This is a genomic window from Actinoplanes sp. NPDC024001 (assembly GCF_040638955.1).
Taxonomy (GTDB): Bacteria; Actinomycetota; Actinomycetes; order Mycobacteriales; family Micromonosporaceae; genus Actinoplanes.
The window spans coordinates 1-15763 of sequence record NZ_JBEZZB010000064.1; the positions used below are offsets into that span (position 1 = coordinate 1).

At 73.2% G+C, this 15763-nt stretch carries 13 protein-coding genes; 7 read left to right on the forward strand and 6 right to left on the reverse strand.

The window, feature by feature from the left end:
- Window positions 1-501 precede the first annotated feature (501 nt).
- Complete coding sequence (locus AB0F81_RS24475) at window positions 502-1302, reverse strand: alpha/beta hydrolase (protein WP_360200807.1); 801 nt, start codon at window positions 1300-1302, stop codon at window positions 502-504.
- Between the two features lie 54 nt (window positions 1303-1356).
- On the opposite strand from AB0F81_RS24475, the gene AB0F81_RS24480 reads away from it, so the two are divergent.
- The gene (locus tag AB0F81_RS24480) at window positions 1357-1899 is read left to right on the forward strand and encodes a hypothetical protein (RefSeq protein WP_360200808.1); all 543 of its coding nucleotides are present in this window, start codon (window positions 1357-1359) and stop codon (window positions 1897-1899) included.
- 154 nt (window positions 1900-2053) lie between these two features.
- Here the strand turns inward: AB0F81_RS24480 and AB0F81_RS24485 are convergent, their stop codons facing one another.
- Window positions 2054-3832, reverse strand: coding sequence for a siderophore-interacting protein (locus tag AB0F81_RS24485; protein WP_360200809.1), 1779 nt, complete (start codon window positions 3830-3832; stop codon window positions 2054-2056).
- Between the two features lie 119 nt (window positions 3833-3951).
- Between AB0F81_RS24485 and AB0F81_RS24490 the strand changes: the two genes are divergently transcribed.
- Genes AB0F81_RS24490 through AB0F81_RS24505 form a run of 4 tightly spaced genes read left to right on the forward strand, consistent with a single transcriptional unit; the run spans window position 3952 to window position 8780 of the window.
- Window positions 3952-5547 carry an ABC transporter ATP-binding protein gene (locus AB0F81_RS24490; RefSeq protein WP_360200810.1) on the forward strand — a complete coding sequence of 532 codons (1596 nt, stop codon included), beginning with the start codon at window positions 3952-3954 and terminating at the stop codon, window positions 5545-5547.
- Window positions 5540-7216 (forward strand): ABC transporter ATP-binding protein, encoded by a 1677-nt coding sequence (locus AB0F81_RS24495; protein WP_360200811.1) that lies wholly within the window; start codon window positions 5540-5542, stop codon window positions 7214-7216. The genes AB0F81_RS24490 and AB0F81_RS24495 overlap by 8 nt, the downstream gene beginning before the upstream one ends.
- Window positions 7217-7225: 9 nt before the next feature.
- Complete coding sequence (locus tag AB0F81_RS24500) at window positions 7226-7987, forward strand: AraC family transcriptional regulator (RefSeq protein ID WP_360200812.1); 762 nt, start codon at window positions 7226-7228, stop codon at window positions 7985-7987.
- The gene (locus AB0F81_RS24505) at window positions 7965-8780 is read left to right on the forward strand and encodes a siderophore-interacting protein (RefSeq protein WP_360200813.1); all 816 of its coding nucleotides are present in this window, start codon (window positions 7965-7967) and stop codon (window positions 8778-8780) included. Before AB0F81_RS24500 ends, AB0F81_RS24505 begins: the two co-directional genes overlap by 23 nt.
- Here the strand turns inward: AB0F81_RS24505 and AB0F81_RS24510 are convergent.
- Both AB0F81_RS24510 and AB0F81_RS24515 read right to left on the reverse strand, forming a co-directional pair.
- Entirely contained in the window at window positions 8743-9285 is a 543-nt protein-coding gene (locus AB0F81_RS24510; RefSeq protein ID WP_360200814.1) for a GAF domain-containing protein, read from the reverse strand. The two genes, AB0F81_RS24505 and AB0F81_RS24510, sit on opposite strands and share 38 nt — an antisense overlap.
- A 114-nt stretch (window positions 9286-9399) precedes the next feature.
- On the reverse strand, window positions 9400-12165 hold the full coding sequence (locus AB0F81_RS24515) for an ATP-binding protein (protein ID WP_360200815.1): 2766 nt from the start codon (window positions 12163-12165) through the stop codon (window positions 9400-9402).
- A 118-nt stretch (window positions 12166-12283) separates the two neighbouring features.
- Here AB0F81_RS24515 and AB0F81_RS24520 point away from each other — a divergent pair, with 118 nt between their 5' ends.
- Together AB0F81_RS24520 and AB0F81_RS24525 are read left to right on the forward strand one after the other, a co-directional pair.
- On the forward strand, window positions 12284-13231 hold the full coding sequence (locus tag AB0F81_RS24520) for an NmrA/HSCARG family protein (RefSeq protein WP_360200816.1): 948 nt from the start codon (window positions 12284-12286) through the stop codon (window positions 13229-13231).
- Between the two features lie 40 nt (window positions 13232-13271).
- A complete protein-coding gene (locus tag AB0F81_RS24525) occupies window positions 13272-13838 on the forward strand; it encodes a GNAT family N-acetyltransferase (RefSeq protein WP_360200817.1) in 567 nt (188 codons plus the stop codon).
- Here the strand turns inward: AB0F81_RS24525 and AB0F81_RS24530 are convergent.
- Window positions 13825-14499 (reverse strand): hypothetical protein, encoded by a 675-nt coding sequence (locus AB0F81_RS24530; protein WP_360200818.1) that lies wholly within the window; start codon window positions 14497-14499, stop codon window positions 13825-13827. The genes AB0F81_RS24525 and AB0F81_RS24530 overlap by 14 nt on opposite strands.
- A 481-nt stretch (window positions 14500-14980) precedes the next feature.
- Window positions 14981-15520: a hypothetical protein gene (locus tag AB0F81_RS24535; RefSeq protein ID WP_360200819.1), complete on the reverse strand. Its 540-nt coding sequence runs from the start codon at window positions 15518-15520 to the stop codon at window positions 14981-14983.
- Window positions 15521-15763 lie beyond the last annotated feature (243 nt).

Here is a 15763-nt window from a genome sequence, read left to right on the forward strand (position 1 = left end):
TACGAGACGGGCACCAGCCTCGCCCCGCTACCCGCCCTCAAGGTAGCGTGAAGATCAACTCATCGACCCTGTCCGTCGAATCGGGTCAAGCCCAGTGGGGGCGTTTCCGGTCAGCTGGTTGTGTGGGCTGGCGGAGGGGGCGGTTGGAGGGCGTTCCGGTCAGCTGGGTGCGGGCTAGTGGTGGGGGCGGTCTGGGCGGCGTTGGTGGTCAGCTGGGTGTGAGGGCTGGTGGAGGGTGTGGTGTGGGGGTGGGGTTGGCGGCGTTGGTGGTCAGCTGGGTGTGAGGGCTGGTGGAGGGCGTGGTGTGAGGGCGGTCCAGGCAGCGTTGGTGGTCAGCGGGGCCAATGGGCTGGTGGTGGGTGTGGTGTGGGGGCGGGTTGGGCAGCGTTAGTCGTCAGCTGGGTGTGTGGGCTGGCGGTGGATGTGGTGTAAGGGCCGGCAGGGCAGCGCTGCTGGTCAGCCGAGGGTGTCGGCTGGCGGTGAGTGTCCTTGCGGCGGAGGTCAAGGCGTGATGAGTGCGGTGACGGCCGCGAGCACCTGAGGGCCGTCGAGGAGAACGCGATCGTTGTGATCGGCCCCGGCCACGGCCACCTCGGACACCAAGCCGGCCGCCCGGCCCGCCACCGCCGCGCTCTGGGACGGCGGCACGACCGTGTCGGCCGTGCCGTAGACGACCACCGTCGGGGCCGTGACCTGCCCGACCAGCGACGCGACCGGGAAACGATCACGCAGCAGCAACCCCACCGGCAGGAACGGATAATGCTCCCGCCCCGCCGCCGGCAGACTCTCGAACGGGGACCTCAGCACCAGCCCGGCCGGCGGCCGCCGCACGGCCAGCGCGGTGACGACCGCCGCGCCCAGGCTCTCTCCGTAGTAGAGCACCGGCAGACCGGCCTGCGACGAGAGGTAGGCCAGCGCGGCGTCGGCGTCCCGGGCCAGGCCGGCTTCGCTGGGTGAGCCGGGGTTGCCGCCGTAACCGCGATAGTCCAGCAGCAGCACGGTCAGGCCGAGGCCGGCGAGCGCTTCCCCCAGGGGCAGGCGCCCGGATCGGTTGCCCGCGTTGCCGGGGGCCACGAGGACGGCGAGGCGGCGGTCCGGCGTACCGGGCGGGGGTTTGATCAGCCACGCGCTCAGCCGCAGCCCGTCGGACGTGCTCAGGGTGATGTCGCTGACGCCGGCCGCCGGCGGCGGCGCGGCGCGGTCCGGGAAGTAGATCAGCTTGCGCTGCAGCGCCCAGGCCAAGATCAAGATCAACACCAGGGCGATCAGTACGACCACAGCACCCCGCACCAATCGACCCACCTCGTCATTCTCCGCCGCAACGGTACGGATGCGCCCGCCTGTCACGATGATCTCGTGGACGCCCGGGAGTTCGTGCTGATCCTGACCCTGATCCTCCTGTCGCTGTTCTCGGCGGGCTACGCGGTGCTCGACGCCGGCCGGAACGTGGTCATGCGAGCGACCTGGTATGAAGGCGTCGCAACGGTCCAGCGGGTCGACCTCGCCCCCGACGAGCGGAAGCTCTACCTGCTGGATTTCCAGTGGAAGGGCGAGGTCCACCAGGCGTGGACCGACCGGGAGTCCGGGGATCCGCAGCCCGGCGACCGGGTCGAGGTCTACATCGACGAGGACGATCTCGGTTCGGTGGCGATGCGGGGCTGGTTCTCGGACGACCTGTCCGGCTACCTGGCCCTGACCGGGCTGGCGGGCGTGACCGGGCTGGGCGCTTTCTGGCTGGTGCGGCGCCGCTGGCGGGAGCCTGAGGAGCCGCACCGCATTCTGCGGCCGCGCGGCAACCCAGGCCCCCGGCACCCGGCCGCGGGCAACCGAAGCCAGCGCCGGCGAGCCGAACGGCGCCGCCAGCGCGACCAGCGCCGAAGCAACGAACGCCGCCGGTGAAGCACGGCTACGCGGGCAGCGAACGCCGCCGGTAAAGCACTGCAAGGCGGGCAGCGAGCGACGCCGGCAAAGCGAAGCAATGCGGGAGGCGGGGAAGGGCCGGCGAAGCAGGCATCGCCGGCAGAGCCGAACACGCCGCTGAGGCCGAAAGCGATCAGCCCCGAGCGAGCCGCCACAGCCGGTGCGACCACCCGATGTCGACGGTGTCGACGACCCGCAGCCCGGCAGCGGCAAGCAGCGCCCCCACCCGCTCCTCGGTGCGCCGCCCACTGCCGAAAGCGCAGCGCATCTTGAGATCCCACTCGATCTCTTCAGGATCGGTGTCGTCCAGCGACCGGCATTCCTCGACCAGCACCACCTCCGCCCCACCCGGCAACCCCGCCGCGAACTCGGTCAGCAGATGCTCGGCGTCCTCGTCGGTCAGCCATTCCAGTGCCCGGACCAGCAGGTGGACAGCACCCGGCCGCACCGGGACCGCGCCGGACGTCGGCACCAGCTCGGTGCGTTCCGCCACCTCCGCGTCGAGGATCTGGTCGCGGAGCACCCCGAGCGCCGACGGCGCGGCCGCGATGCTCAACTCGATCTGCGGGTGTGCCTTGGCCAGCGCGTTCAGCGTGACGCCCGCCCCGTGCCCGGTGGCGGCGACGGCCCGCACCCCGGACCAGTCGTACCGGTCGATCAGGGTCGGCACCATCCACATCGCGGATTCCTCGATCGTGGCCCGCGCCGCCCCGCCCAGCCCGCTGTCGCTCTCGAACGTCGCGCGCAGCCCGGCCGCCGGCCGCCCGCGGCGAACGGTCTCCACCAGCCCGAGCAGCGACAGGTCGAGGGCCGCCTCGGCGCCGTCCAGGTGGTACCAGTCGGCGTCCTCGAGCAGCTCGTCACCGAGCTCACCGAGGCCGTAGCGGCCGTCGGCGTCGACGGTGAGCACGTCGAGCCCGGCCAGGTAGCCGAGCAGCAGGCGCAGCGTGCCCAGGTCGGCGTCGGTCTCCCGGGCCAGCAGTTCCGCGGTGTCCGCGCCGAGGTTGACCAGTTCGATCAGCCCGAGCGTGACCGCCGCCCGGATCGCCAGGCCTGGCGTCAGGTCGGTCAGCTCGTGCAGCCGCTCGTGCGCCTCGTCCTCGTCCTCGTCGGCCGCGGCGACCGGTGCGGTCAGCTTCCAGTACCCGGTGATCTCCATCTGCTCCGGTGGCAGCCCGCGTTCCACCCGCAGGTACCGGCGCAGCGGCTTGATCGCGCCGGCCTCTCCGGCCACCCAGACGAAGACCGTCCCGTCCGGCCAGGGCATCGTGCTGACCGCCTCGGCGAGCGATTCCCGCCCGGAGATCAGCCAGCTGATCTCCGCGTCCGCCGCGGTCGGCAGATCCTGCTTGCGGTCCTCCGCGGAGATCTCGATGAAGACGTACGCCCGGGTGCCGGCCGGCATCTCCCGCAGCCACCGCCGGATCGCCGGCAGTGCGGTCTCGTCCCCGGCGGCGATGACGACGTCGGCGCCGGCCGGGTGGCTCAGCGACATCTTCGGGCCGGCGACCCACACCGGATCGCCGGGGCGGGCGCTCTCCGCCCAGGTCGCGGCCGGGCCGGAGCCGTGCCGCACGAAGTCCAGGTCCATCTCGGTGGCGGTGACCCGGTGCGGGGTGTAGTCCTTGGCGATCGGCCGGGCCTCGACCGACCAGTCCAGGCTCGCGACCTGCTGTCGCGGCAGGACCGGCCGGTCGGCGCCCGGCGCGGCGAAGAAGAGCTTGACGTGGTCGTCGAAGCCTTCGGACCGCAGCGCCGGCAGGTCCAGCCCGTCCCGGTGGAACGCCCCGAACTGCGGGCCCCCGACAGTGATCCGGCGGGTGCCGGCGTTGACGTCGGCAACCCGCAGAACGGTCAACTCCCGCAGGACGATCGGGAAGGTCACGGTGGAACGCATACTGCGGCTGGACACGGTGGCCAGCGTACGAGCGGTCCGGACCCGCGAATCCAACGCAGGAACCGGCTCGTCATTTCGACAGCCCGCGCCGTGGTTTGGACTCGCCGCCCCGGACCGCTCGTACGGTTCCCCGCGTGAACCGGGCTGAACTGATGCGCCGATCCCTGCGGCAGGTCCGGGGTTTCCTGCTGCGCGCGGTCGGCTCGGCCGTGGTCCGCCAGGTCGCGTTCCTGTCGCTGCCCTGGCTGCTGGGGCGGGCCCTGGACGACGGCATCCGCACCGGTTCGGTGCGCGCCACCGCCGGCTGGGCGCTGCTGCTCGCCCTGGCCGCCGCCGTCGAGTACGCCGGGATGCGGGGCTGGGTCTGGTACGCCAACCTCGCCGGCGCCCGGGCCGGGATCTGGCTACGTGCCGAACTGCTGCGCTCCCTGCTGAGCGCCGAGACCGCCGACCGCGGCCACGGCGACCTGGCCGCCCGCGCCGGCCGGGACGTGCAGGCGGTGCTGGCCTGGGTGCACGGCCTGCCCACCTGGGTGGTGATCGGCACGACCGCGGTGGTGCTGGTCCCCGGCATCGCCCGGCTGGACCCGATGCTGCTGCTCGTCGCGGTGCTCACGGTCCCGGTGGTGGTGCTGGCGAACCGGCTCTTCCCCCGGCTGGTGGACCGGCGGGCGGCCGAGCTTGCCGAGGCGCACGGCCGGCGTACCGGCACCGCCGAGGAGCTGCTCACCTCGATGCTGCCGTTGCGCGGGGTGGGCGCCGACTCGCTGCTGGTCGACCGGCATCACCGGCACAGCGCCGGGATCACCGAGGCCGCCCTGCGGCTGGCGCGGGTGACCGCGAGCTGGGAGACGACCGGCTGGCTGGTGCCGCAGACCGCGGTGGTCGCCGGCCTGCTGGCCGGTGGTCTGGCCGCGCTCGACGGTGGCCTCACGGTGGGTGCGCTCACCACGTTCGTGCTGTGGATGGGCACCGTGTCGATGGCGGTGAACGTGACGGTGATCCGGCTCGGCGAGCGGGCCGAGGCGCTGGCGTCGGCGGCCCGGATCGCCGAGCTGCTGGAGCCCTCGCCGTTCTGGCCCGGCCCGGACGTGCTGCCGGAGCGCGGGCTGCTGGAGGTCACCGGACTCACCGTGGAGCGTGACGGCCGGCCGCTGATCGGGCCGCTCGACCTGGTCGCGGCGCCCGGCGAGTGGGTGGTGCTGACCGGCGCCACCGGCTCCGGCAAGAGCACCCTGCTGCGCGCGATGGCCCGGCTCCAGCCGCTCAGCGGCGGCGCGGTGCGGTTCGGCGGGGTGGATCTGGCCGGGGTCGCGCCGGAGACGCTCTACGAGACGCTCGGCTTCGTGCCGGAGAACCCGCTGCTGCTGAGCGGGACGATCGGCGAGAACCTGCGGCTGGCCGCGGACGCCGACCCGGCCGCGGCGCTGCGGACCGCCGGGCTCGACCTGGACCCGGACACCCCGGTGGGGGACCACGGCGGTGCCCTCTCCGGCGGGCAGCGGCAGCGGGTCGCGCTGGCCCGGGCGCTGCTGCGGGAGCCACGGGTGCTGCTGCTCGACGATGTCACCTCGGCGCTGGACGCCCGTACCGAAGCGGTCGTGCTGGACCGGCTGCGTGCCGCCACCCGGGAGACGGTGGTGGTTTTCGCCGGGCATTCCGGCGCGGTCCGCGACCGCGCCGATCGGGTGATCGAGCTGGTGGGAGGAGCGGTGCCGGTCCGTGGCTGAGGTGGCCGGGCTCAGCGACGAGCCGGACGAGCGGGCGGTGTTCCGCCGGGCGTGGCCGTTCCTGCGCGGGCATCGCGGGGTGCTCGGCACCGCGGTCGTGCTCAACCTGCTCAACGGCGCGGTCGCGGCCGGGGTGCTCGCCCTGGTCGGCCGGGTCGCCGACGCGGTGGTGGCCGGGGACCGGGCGGCGCTGCTGCGGGCGCTGCTGGCGCTGGCCGTGGCGACCGCGGTGGGCGGGTCGCTGGTCTGGTCCGCCCGCTACTGGCTGGTGCGTGCCGGTGAGCACGCGGTGCGCCGCCTGCGGGATCGGGCGGTCGCCGCGGTGGCGTCCGCGCCGTTGCGCTTCGTCGAGGTGCACCGCCGCGGCGACCTGCTGCACCGGTGCACCGGCGAGATCAACGAGCTGGCCGCGTTCGCCGGCGGGACGCTGCCCGAGCTGGTCACGGCCGGGGTCATGCTGGCTTTCACCGGGGCGCTGCTGTTCGCGTACTCCGGGCTGTTGACCCTGCTCCTGCTGGTGACCTTCCTGCCGGTCGCGGTGCTGATCGTGCGCCGCTTCCGGGTCCGGTCCGGGCCGGCGTTCGCCGCGATGGCCGCCGCCCGGCGGCAGGTGGCCGGCACGTTCGCGGAGATCCTGCCGGCCACCGAGCAGCTGCGGGTGAGCGGTGCGGCGGGCCGCTGGCTGGAGCGGTTCGGCCGGGAGCAGCGGGGACTGCTCGGCGCGGAACGGGGCCGGTTGCGGGCCGGGCTGGTTCTGCACCTGCTCACCCCGTACCAGAGTGTCTGCGTGGCCGCGCTGCTGGTGGCCGGCGCCGTCCTGGCCGGCCGGGGCCGGCTCTCGGTCGGCGTGCTGGTGGTCTTCGTGCTGGCCGCGCGCGACATCTTCCACCGGTTCGAGGATCTGGCGGCGGCGCTCGGCGAGGCGCGCGAGGCGCGCACCTATCTGGCCCGCGTCCTGGATCTGATCGCGGCGGCCGGCACGCCGGCCACCGCGACCGGAGCCGCGCTGCCCGCTCGCGGTGAGCTGGTGCTCGATCAGGTCACTTTCCGGTACGCGGAAAGCACCCCGGCTGTCGACGGCGTGAGTCTGCGGATCCCCGCCGGTGAGCGGCTGGCGATCGTGGGGGAGACCGGTTCCGGCAAGTCCACCCTGGGCAAACTGCTCGCCGGCCTGTATCCACCGGACGCCGGCCGGCTGACCTTCGCCGGGCACGACCTGACCGCTGCCGACCCTGCCCAGGTGCGGTCCCGGATGGTGCTGGTCCCGCAGGACGTGCACCTGGTCGACGGCACCCTGCTGGAGAACGTGACGATGGTCCCCGGCGCGCCCGGACCGGAACGGGTCACCGAGCTGCTCGACCGCCTCGGCCTGGCGGGCTGGGCGGCCGGGCTGCCGGACGGGCCGGGCACCCGGGTCGGGCCGCGCGGGTCGGCGCTGTCGGCGGGGGAGCGGCAGATCGTCGCGATCCTGCGCGCCGCGCTGACCGATCCGGCGGTGCTGATCCTGGACGAGGCGACCGCCGATGTGGATCCGGCGACCGCGGCGGTGCTGGAGACGGCGCTGTCCGCACTGGCCGGCGACCGCACGGTGGTGGTGATCGCCCATCGAGCCGGAACGATCGCCCGGGCCGGCCGGGTGGTGGAACTCTCTGGCGGCCGGTTAGGCTAGCCTTACCTCATGATGGACACGGCGACGTTGGACCACGAGGTGCTCCCGTTCGCCGAGTGGGGGAATCCGCCGCACGCTCATGACGAGCATTTGTTCCTCTATGTCCCGCTCGGCCGGATCGTCATCACCGTCGCCGGCCGGGAATACCCGGTGGACGGCTCGACCGGGCTCTGGGTGCCGGCGAAAGCCGAGCACAGCGGCTGGTTCAGCCGGGACGCGCTGATCATCTCCGAGCTGTTCGACGCCTGGGAGCACCGGCTGCCGCACGGGGGCCCCGCCTCGGTGGAGGTGACGGCGTTCGCCCGGGAGCGGCTGCTCGCCCGCCACCGGATCGGCGTCGACGACCTGGGCGACACGGCGCTGTTCACGCTCCTGGCCGGGTTGCGCGGCAGCCGGCTGTCGCTGCCCGAGCCGCGCAGCCCGATCGCCCGCGCGGTGGCCCGCCGCCTGGCCGAGGCCCCGGAGGACCAGCGCACCGCCACCGAGTGGGCGGCCCTGCACTACACCAGCTCGACCAGCCTGCGGCGGGCGTTCCGGGCCGAGACCGGACTGGCCTTCACCGAGTGGCGCACCCGGCTGCGGCTCAACCACTCCCTCGACCTGCTGGCGAAAGGGATGCTGGTCGGCGCGGTCGCCGCCCGGGTCGGTTTCACCAGCGCCAACGGCTACATCCTCGCGTTCCGGCGGCACTTCGGTGAGACGCCGGGCGCCTACATCGCCGGTCGCAGCACCCCCGGAGGAACGCACCATGGCCAACTTCAAGATTCGTAAGGCCGTCGACCCGCACGTGATCATGCTTGACGTGGTCGGCAGTGAGCGGATCTCGCCCAACGTGGTCCGGGTGACCCTCGGCGGCGAAGGCCTGGACAGGTTCACCCCGATCGGCTTCGACCAGTGGTTCCGGCTCTTCCTGCCGCGGCCCGGGCAGGACACGCTGAAGCTGCCGACCCGCACCTCGGGGCTCTGGTACGCGCAGTACCTCGCCACCGCCAAGCAGAAGCGGCCGTTCGTGCGCAACTACACGGTCCGTGCGTACCGGGCGGAGCCGCGCGAGCTCGACGTCGACTTCGTGATCCACCTGGAGCCGGACGGCACCTGCGGCCCGGCCGCGACGTTCGCGCTGGAGGCGAAGCCGGGCGACCAGGTGGGCCTGCTCGACCAGGGAATCGGCTACAACCCGCGGCACGAGCACGACTGGACGCTGCTGGTCGCCGACGAGACCGGCCTGCCCGCGGTGGCCGGCATCTGCGAGTCGCTGCCGGCGGAGACCAAGGGCGTGGCCATCGTGGAGCTGCCGTCGATCGAGGACCGGCAGGAGTTCCGCGTGCCGGCCGGTGTCGAGATCAACTGGGTGCCGCGCAACGGGCAGGGCGGGGTGCCCGGTGGGCTCGCCCTGGCCCGGCTGCGCGAGACCCAGCTGCTGGGCGGGTCCGTCTACGCCTATCTGGTCGGTGAGTCGGCGCTGGTCACCGGTGGCCGCCGGCACCTGGTCGAGGAGCTGAAGGTGCCGAAGACCAACGTGGACTTCATCGGTTACTGGCGCCACGGGCGCGCGGCGATGTAGTCCGGTGCAGCAGCTTCACGGCCAGGCTGCCCCAGTCCTCCAGCACCGTCACCGTGCCGTCGTCGAACGCCTTCGGCGACGGCGCCATGGCGCACAGGGTGCCCACCACCGAGCCCTGGACGTGCAGCGGCACACCGGCGTAGGCGCGGAACGGCCCGAAGATGCTGCTCGCCGGGAACGCACCCCACTGCTCGCTGTGCAGGTCGTCGACGAGCAGCGCCCGGTCCGGGTTCACCACCCGCGGGCACACCGCCCAGCCGGCCGGGATGGCGCGGGCCTCGGCGACCCAGCCGCTCAGGCCGGTCGCGGCGGCGACCAGGACGGCGTCCTCGCGGACCAGGTTCACGGCGGCGATCGGTACGTCGAGCTGCCTGGCGACGTCCTGCACGACGGCCTGGAGCTCGCCGTGAACGCCCGCCGTCGCCTGGAGCAGGTTGGTGACCGTCTCGGTGCGGGTGTCGACCAGCACGTCGAGCGAGGTGGCCTCGAAACCTGACTGCAGCATCGGTGATCCTTTCCGCCGGGCCGGTCATCGACCGGCATGCGACGACAACGCTCCCCGCGTTCGGGTGCGGCGCGGGACCCCTCCGGTTGCCGTCCGGTTGCGTGTGGGTCCGGCTCAGCGGGGCAGGGTGACGGTGAAACGGGTGCCGCCGACCGGGCCCGGGGCGGCGCCGATCGTGCCGCCGTGCGCCTCGACGATCGCCTTGGTGACCGCCAGCCCCAGCCCGGTCCCCTTGATCTTGCGGCTGGTCGCCGTGCTGGCCCGGAAGAACCGGTTGAACAGCTGCGGGTACTCGTCGGCCGGGATGCCGATGCCGGTGTCGGTGACCGCGATGACGATCGCCGTGTCGCCGGCCTCGGCGGTGACCGTCACCGTGCCGCCGGCCGGCGTGTACTTGATCGCGTTGGAGAGCAGGTTGTCCAGGACCTGCCGCAGCCGGGCCGCGTCGCCCGGCACCACCGGCAGCGCGCCGATCTCGGCGACCAGGGTGACCGGCCGGACGTCCGCGTTGCGCTGGTGCTCCTGGACGGCCTGGCGCAGCAGCCGGTCCGGCCGCAGCGGGCGCGGGTCGATCGTGGAGTTCCCGTTCTCCAGGCGGGCCAGGTCGAGCAGGTCCTCGACCAGATGCACCAGGTGGGCGCTGGTGCGCTCGATGACGGCCAGCTCCGCCCGGCCGGCCAGTTCCGGTTCCTCCAGCAGCGACTCGGTGTAGGCCGCGATGATCGCGACCGGGTTGCGCAGCTCGTGGCTGACCACCGCCACCAGCTCGTCCTTCATCCGGTCCAGCTCCTGCAGCCGGCGTACCTGCTGGGTCTGCTGGTCGGCCAGCTCCCGGCGCTCGGTGGTGTTGGTGCTGATCCCGTCGACGTAGAGGTGCCCGTCCTCCTCCCGGGGCACGGCCCGGGTCCACACCCAGCGGGTCTGCCCGTCGAACCCGATCACCCGGCACTCGACCTCGGCCGGCTTCCCGGCGATGACCTGGTCGCGGAACTGGAGGAAGGCCTTCTGGTCGTCCGGGGGCATCCGGTCCAGCTGACTCTCCGGGTCGCCGGGCTCGCCGCCGAAGACGCCGGTCGCGCCGGGGCTGAGGTACACCCCGCGGGTGTACCCGTCCGGCATGATCTCGACCGTCCAGAAGCAGTCGTTGACCTGCTGGATCACCCGGTCGAAGTCGCGCCGGGCGGCGGCCAGCGCCAGGGTCAGGTCCTCGGCGCGGCGGCGCTCCACGAACCGGCCGGTCTGCCCGGCGATGTCGTGCAGCACCGACAGCACGTCGTCGTCGCGGGCCACCCCGGTGTCGGTGAAGAAGGCGAGCACCCCGGCCACCCGGCGGTCGCTGTGCACCGGCAGGCCGATCGCGGTGCGCAACCCCAGCCGGTGCCCGGCCGCCAGCCGGCCCGCGTCGACGACGTCGTTGAGCAGGTCGTTGCTCCACAGGTCGGTGCCGCTCGCCCAGACCGTGCCGGGCACGCCCTCGCCGCGCCGGAAGGCGAGCGGCTCGGCGCCGGTGAACGAGTCCAGCTCCGCGCCGGGCCGCGACCAGGAGCCGGCCCGTTCGATGCACTCCTGGTCCTCGGCGACCTCCCAGTACTCGGCGCACGCCCAGTTCAGCTCGGTGGCGACCGCGGCGGCCGCGGCCACCGCCGCCTCCCGCGCCGAGGTGGCCTCGGAGAGCGCCTCGGCGACGGCCAGCCGGCAGCGGCGCAGCATCTCGGCCCGGTGCGCCTCGGTGATCTCGTGCATGGCGACGACCGCGCCGAGGCGCCGGCCGTCCGTGGTGTCGATCGGCCGGGCGTTGGTGAGGAAGCGGCGCGCCGGCCGGTCCGGTGCGTGGATCACCATCTCCTCGTGCTGCACGGTCTCGCCGGCGTACGCGCGGGCCAGCGGCACCTCGTCCGGCGCCATCGGGGTGCATCCGTCGGCCCGGAACAGGTGATAGGTGCTCGCCCACGACTCGGCCCCGACCGGGTGCCGGCCGATGCCGTGGATCCTGCGCATCGCCGAGTTGAACTGGGCCAGCCGCCCGTCGCTGTCGCAGGCCGCCACCCCGGTGTCCAGGCTGTTCAGCAGCGCCTGCAGGAAGGCCCGCTCCTGCGCCAGTTCGGTGAGCGCCGCGGTGCGAGCGCTGATGTCGTGCAGGAACGCGTGGAACACCGGCTGCCCGTGCTCGTGGTGCATCTGCAGGGTCATCTCGATCGGGAACTCCCGCCCGGAGCGGTCGATCGCCGACAGCTCCAGCCGGTGCCCGGCCAGCGCCGAGGAGCCGGTCCGCCGTACCCGGGCCAGCCCCCGGTCGTGCGCGTCCCGGAAGTGCGGCGGGATCATCAGCTCGGTGGCCCGGCGGCCCAGCGCCTCGGCGGTGGACCAGCCGAAGAGCCGTTCCGCGGCGACGTTCCAGGCGGTGATCCGCCCGTCGGCGCCCATCGAGACGAACGCGTCGTGCGTGCTGTCCAGCACTGCCTGGAGCCGGGCCGAGGCGAGCAGCACGTCGCCGTGCGCGGCCCGCAGCGCCAGTTCCGACTCGGCCGCGGCCGCCAGGTCGGCGAGGTTGGCCAGGTCCTCGTCGGTCCAGTCGCGCGGCACGATGTCGGCCACGAAGAACGCGCCGTGCGGGGTGCCGTCCGGGGCGTGCAGCGGATATCCGGCGTAGGCGGCCAGGTCCGGCGTGCCGGCGAACCGGGGGTCGGCCTGCAGGTCGGCGACGACCAGCGGGGTGTCCTCGGTCATCACGTAGCGGCTGGCCGGGTGCGGGTCTCCGCACGGCAGGCACACCTCGGCCATCGGCGCGCGCAGCATCCGGGCCGCCGCCCGGGTGAGCCGGTCCAGTCCCGCTGTCTCCGTGCGGTACGCCGTGGCGAGGTCGTTCTCGTGCGCCGTCACTAAATCCCGTTCGGCTGCCGAAAGCGGTCACTGAGGCTGTGACGACCGTCTCCTCCGTGGGGAATTTAAAATTTGAAGGACTGGTTGTGGGGGGCAACGGACACGAGGAGTGAGTCAGATGAGTGAGAAGAAGGTCATCGCGGTCGTCGGCGCCACCGGTGCTCAGGGCGGCGGACTCGTGCGGGCGATCCTGGCCGACCGGGACGGCGATTACGCGGTGCGCGCGCTGACCCGGGATACCACCTCGGAGAAGGCGCAGGAGCTGGTCAAGCTCGGCGCCGAGGTGGTCCAGGCGGACAACTACGACCCGGAGAGCCTGCGGCGCGCGTTCGCCGGGGCGTACGGCGCCTATCTGGTGACCAACTTCTGGGCGCACATGTCCGCCGAGAAGGAGCTGGAGGAGGCCACCAACCTGGCGGCCGCGGCGAAGGAGGCCGGCCTGCGGCACGTGATCTGGTCGACGCTGGAGGACACCCGCGACCACATCCCGGTCACCAACGACCGGATGCCCACGCTGCAGGAGAAGTACAACGTGCCGCACTTCGACGCCAAGGCGGAGGCGGACGAGCTGTTCCGCAAGGCCGGGGTGCCCACCACGTTCCTGCGGACCACCTTCTACTGGGAGAACCTGGCCAACGGCTGGGGCGCCACCCGCGACGCGAACGGCGTGCTGACCCTCTCCCTGCCGATGGGCGAGAGCCGGCTGGCCGGCATCGCGGTCGACGACATCGGCAAGACCGCTTACGCGATCTTCCAGGCGGGCGCCGAGTACGCCGGCCGCACCGTCCACATCGCCGGCGAGCACCTCACCGGTGAGCAGATCGCCGCGGGCCTGAGCCGGGCGGTCGGCGAGCCGGTCGTCTACCGGCCGCTGACCCACGACGCCTACCGTGGCCTCGGCTTCCCGGGCGCCGACGAGGCGGGCAACATGCTCCAGTACTACACCGAGTTCGAGGACTACTTCACCGGTGTCCGCGACCTCGACGAGGTCCGCAAGCTCAACCCCGAGCTGCAGACCTTCGACCAGTGGCTGAAGCTCAACGGCCACACCATCCCCACCGCCTAGTCCGGCGTGTGGAGTTCGAGGGTGGGTACAGTCCGGCTCCGTGACGACAGCAGAGATCACCGTAGCCACCCCCGCCGACCGGGTCCGCATCGTGGAAACGCTGGTGGCAGCGTTCCCGGCGGACCCGGTTCTGCGTTTCCTCTTCCCGGACGAGGAGACCTACCCGGCGCACGCGGCGGCCTTCTTCGGTCATCTCTTCGACAAGCGCGTGCACCGGGGCTCGGTCTGGACGATCGGCGGCGGCGCCTCGGTCGCGATCTGGGAGCCGCCCGGCCCCGGCGGCTCGGCCGGCGGCGAGCCGCCGGCTGAGCCGGATCTGCCGGCCGATGCGATGGCGCGCATGAAGGAGTACGACGAAGCCGTGCACAGCGCCCTGCCGGACAGCCCGTTCTGGTACCTGGGGGTGCTCGGCACCCACCCGGCGAGCGCCGGCCGCCGCTGGGGACGGGCGGTGATGGCCGCCGGCCTGCGCCGGGCCGCCGAGGATGGGCTGCCGTCGATCCTGGAGACCAGCAAGCCGGACAACGTCGAGCTCTACCGCCGCGCGGGCTGGCGGGTAACGCGCGAGGTGGCCGGTCCCGTACCCATCTGGATCATGCAGCAGTGAGGTCGCGGCCGGCCGGATAGCCGGTGCTCAGCAGCCGGGTGGCGGTGAGCCAGACGCCCAGGATCAGCGCCAGCTCACCGAGGTTGCTCAGCCAGAGCATGCTCGCCCCGGCACCGGCCGCGACGAACATGACGACCGCGCCGGCCAGCAGCCACGGCCGGCGCGCCCGGACCAGCAGCGCGACGCCGATGCCGACCAGCACCAGGATCGTGACGATCGCCGGGATCGGCGGGCCGTCCGAGGCGGCGTTGGTGTAGCGCAGCGTGTCCGCGTACCGGGTCGGTTCGAGGTCGAGCAGCAGGATGTCGTCCCGGGCGCCGACCGCGATGAGCAGCAGGGTGAGAACGCCGAAGGCGGCGGGCGTGGCCCGCCCGCCCAGCAGGCGCAGGCCGTGCCCGCGCCCCAGGCCCACCCCGACCATGATCAGCAGGGGTACGAGCAGCGCGTGCGTCCAGAACCGGGGAAGCGACAGCGCGTGCAGCGCATCCCCCTCGCCCAGCGTGGCGCCGGTCGCGAGCACGGCGTTGTCCCAGATCAGCGCGAGCACGACCAGGATCAGCAGGGTGAGCACCCAGTGCGGATGCCGGCGCCGCAGGACGACGATCAGGCCGAGCAGCACCACCTCGGCGACGGCGATCAGGGCGAAGAGCGCGCTCATCATGCCCGGCCCCTGTTTCTCTGAGGGAAACGTCGTTCCGCACAAGCTAGCGGGGCGGCGCGGTTCCGGCAAGATTGCGCTTCCGCCGGCCCGGCCGCCCCGCGAACTCCGCGGCGCCGCCAGATCGTCAAACCTGGCGGCGCCCCGTCGGTTCTCGGGGCGGCGGGCGGTCAGGTGGTCGCCTCGGCCGCCGGATGCTCGAGCGCGGCGGTACCCCCGGCGGTTCCTGGGGTGGCGGGCGGTCGCCTCGGCCGCCGGATGGTTGAGTGCGGCGGTACCCCCGGCGGTTCCTGGGGTGGCGGGCGGTCGCCTCGGCCGCCGGATGGTTGAGCCCGGCGGTTCCTGGGGTGGCGGGCGGTCGCCTCGGCCGCCGGATGGTTGAGCCCGGCGGTACCCCCGGCGGTTCCTGGGGCGGCGGGTGGTCGCCTTGACCGCCGGAGGTCGAGGCCGGCGGTGCCGCCGTCGGTTCTGGGGCGGTGGGCGGTCAGGGGGTCGCCTCGACCGCCTTGGCCGCCTGCGCGATCGCGGCGGTGTCCGCCTTCATCTCCCGGGCCAGCACCTTCTCCGCGGTCTGTCGCATCGTGCGCTCCACCCGCGGGCCCATGTCGACGGCGGCCACCACCACCAGGCCGGCCTCCCCGTCGTCCAGCAGCTCGCCGAGCTCCTTGAGGTCGTGGCGGCTCATCCCGGCCGCGGCGTGCCCGGCGATCGCGCCGATCACCGCGCCGCCGCCGGTGGTCGCGGCCAGCAACCCGCCGCCGAGCGCGGCGAACGGGAAGATCACCGCGGACAGCCCGACGGCCAGGCCCAGCCCGGCGCCCACGCCGGTGCCGACTCGCGTCGGCATCTCGTGCTTCTTGATGATCTTCGTCTTGCCGTCCGGGCTGCGCTCCAGCACGGCCGCGTCGTAGTCGTCGATCAGGCCCTCGTCGCGGTGCAGGCCCTTGATCACCTCGTAGTCCGCCTGCGCGGCGGCCACGCTCGGGTAAACGCCGACATAGACCGAGTACGTGTCGACTGCCATCTCCGGTCCCTCCGCTCGACTCGCGTCCGAGCCCGACACTGCCGACCCGCCGGCGCCCGCACATCCCCCTGAGCGAATGAGCCGCCTCCGGCTGACGCTCAGCGTCGTGTCCCGCCCACAGAACGAGCGCTGCCCGCCAGCCCGTTCAGCCGGCTGGCGCTCAGTGTCGTGTTTCGCTCACAGAACGAGCACTGGGCGGCAGCCCGTTCAGTCGGCTGGCGCTCAGTGTCGTGTTTCGCTCAC

What these genes read in the sequence shown, in the direction of transcription:
- AB0F81_RS24530 (WP_360200818.1), bottom strand. Translation starts at nt 14,499, where the DNA reads ATGATGAGCGCGCTCTTCGCCCTGATCGCCGTCGCCGAGGTGGTGCTG.
- AB0F81_RS24500 (WP_360200812.1), top strand. Translation starts at nt 7,226, where the DNA reads ATGATGGACACGGCGACGTTGGACCACGAGGTGCTCCCGTTCGCCGAG.
- AB0F81_RS24520 (WP_360200816.1), top strand. Translation starts at nt 12,284, where the DNA reads ATGAGTGAGAAGAAGGTCATCGCGGTCGTCGGCGCCACCGGTGCTCAG.
- AB0F81_RS24510 (WP_360200814.1), bottom strand. Translation starts at nt 9,285, where the DNA reads ATGCTGCAGTCAGGTTTCGAGGCCACCTCGCTCGACGTGCTGGTCGAC.
- AB0F81_RS24535 (WP_360200819.1), bottom strand. Translation starts at nt 15,520, where the DNA reads ATGGCAGTCGACACGTACTCGGTCTATGTCGGCGTTTACCCGAGCGTG.
- AB0F81_RS24505 (WP_360200813.1), top strand. Translation starts at nt 7,965, where the DNA reads ATGGCCAACTTCAAGATTCGTAAGGCCGTCGACCCGCACGTGATCATG.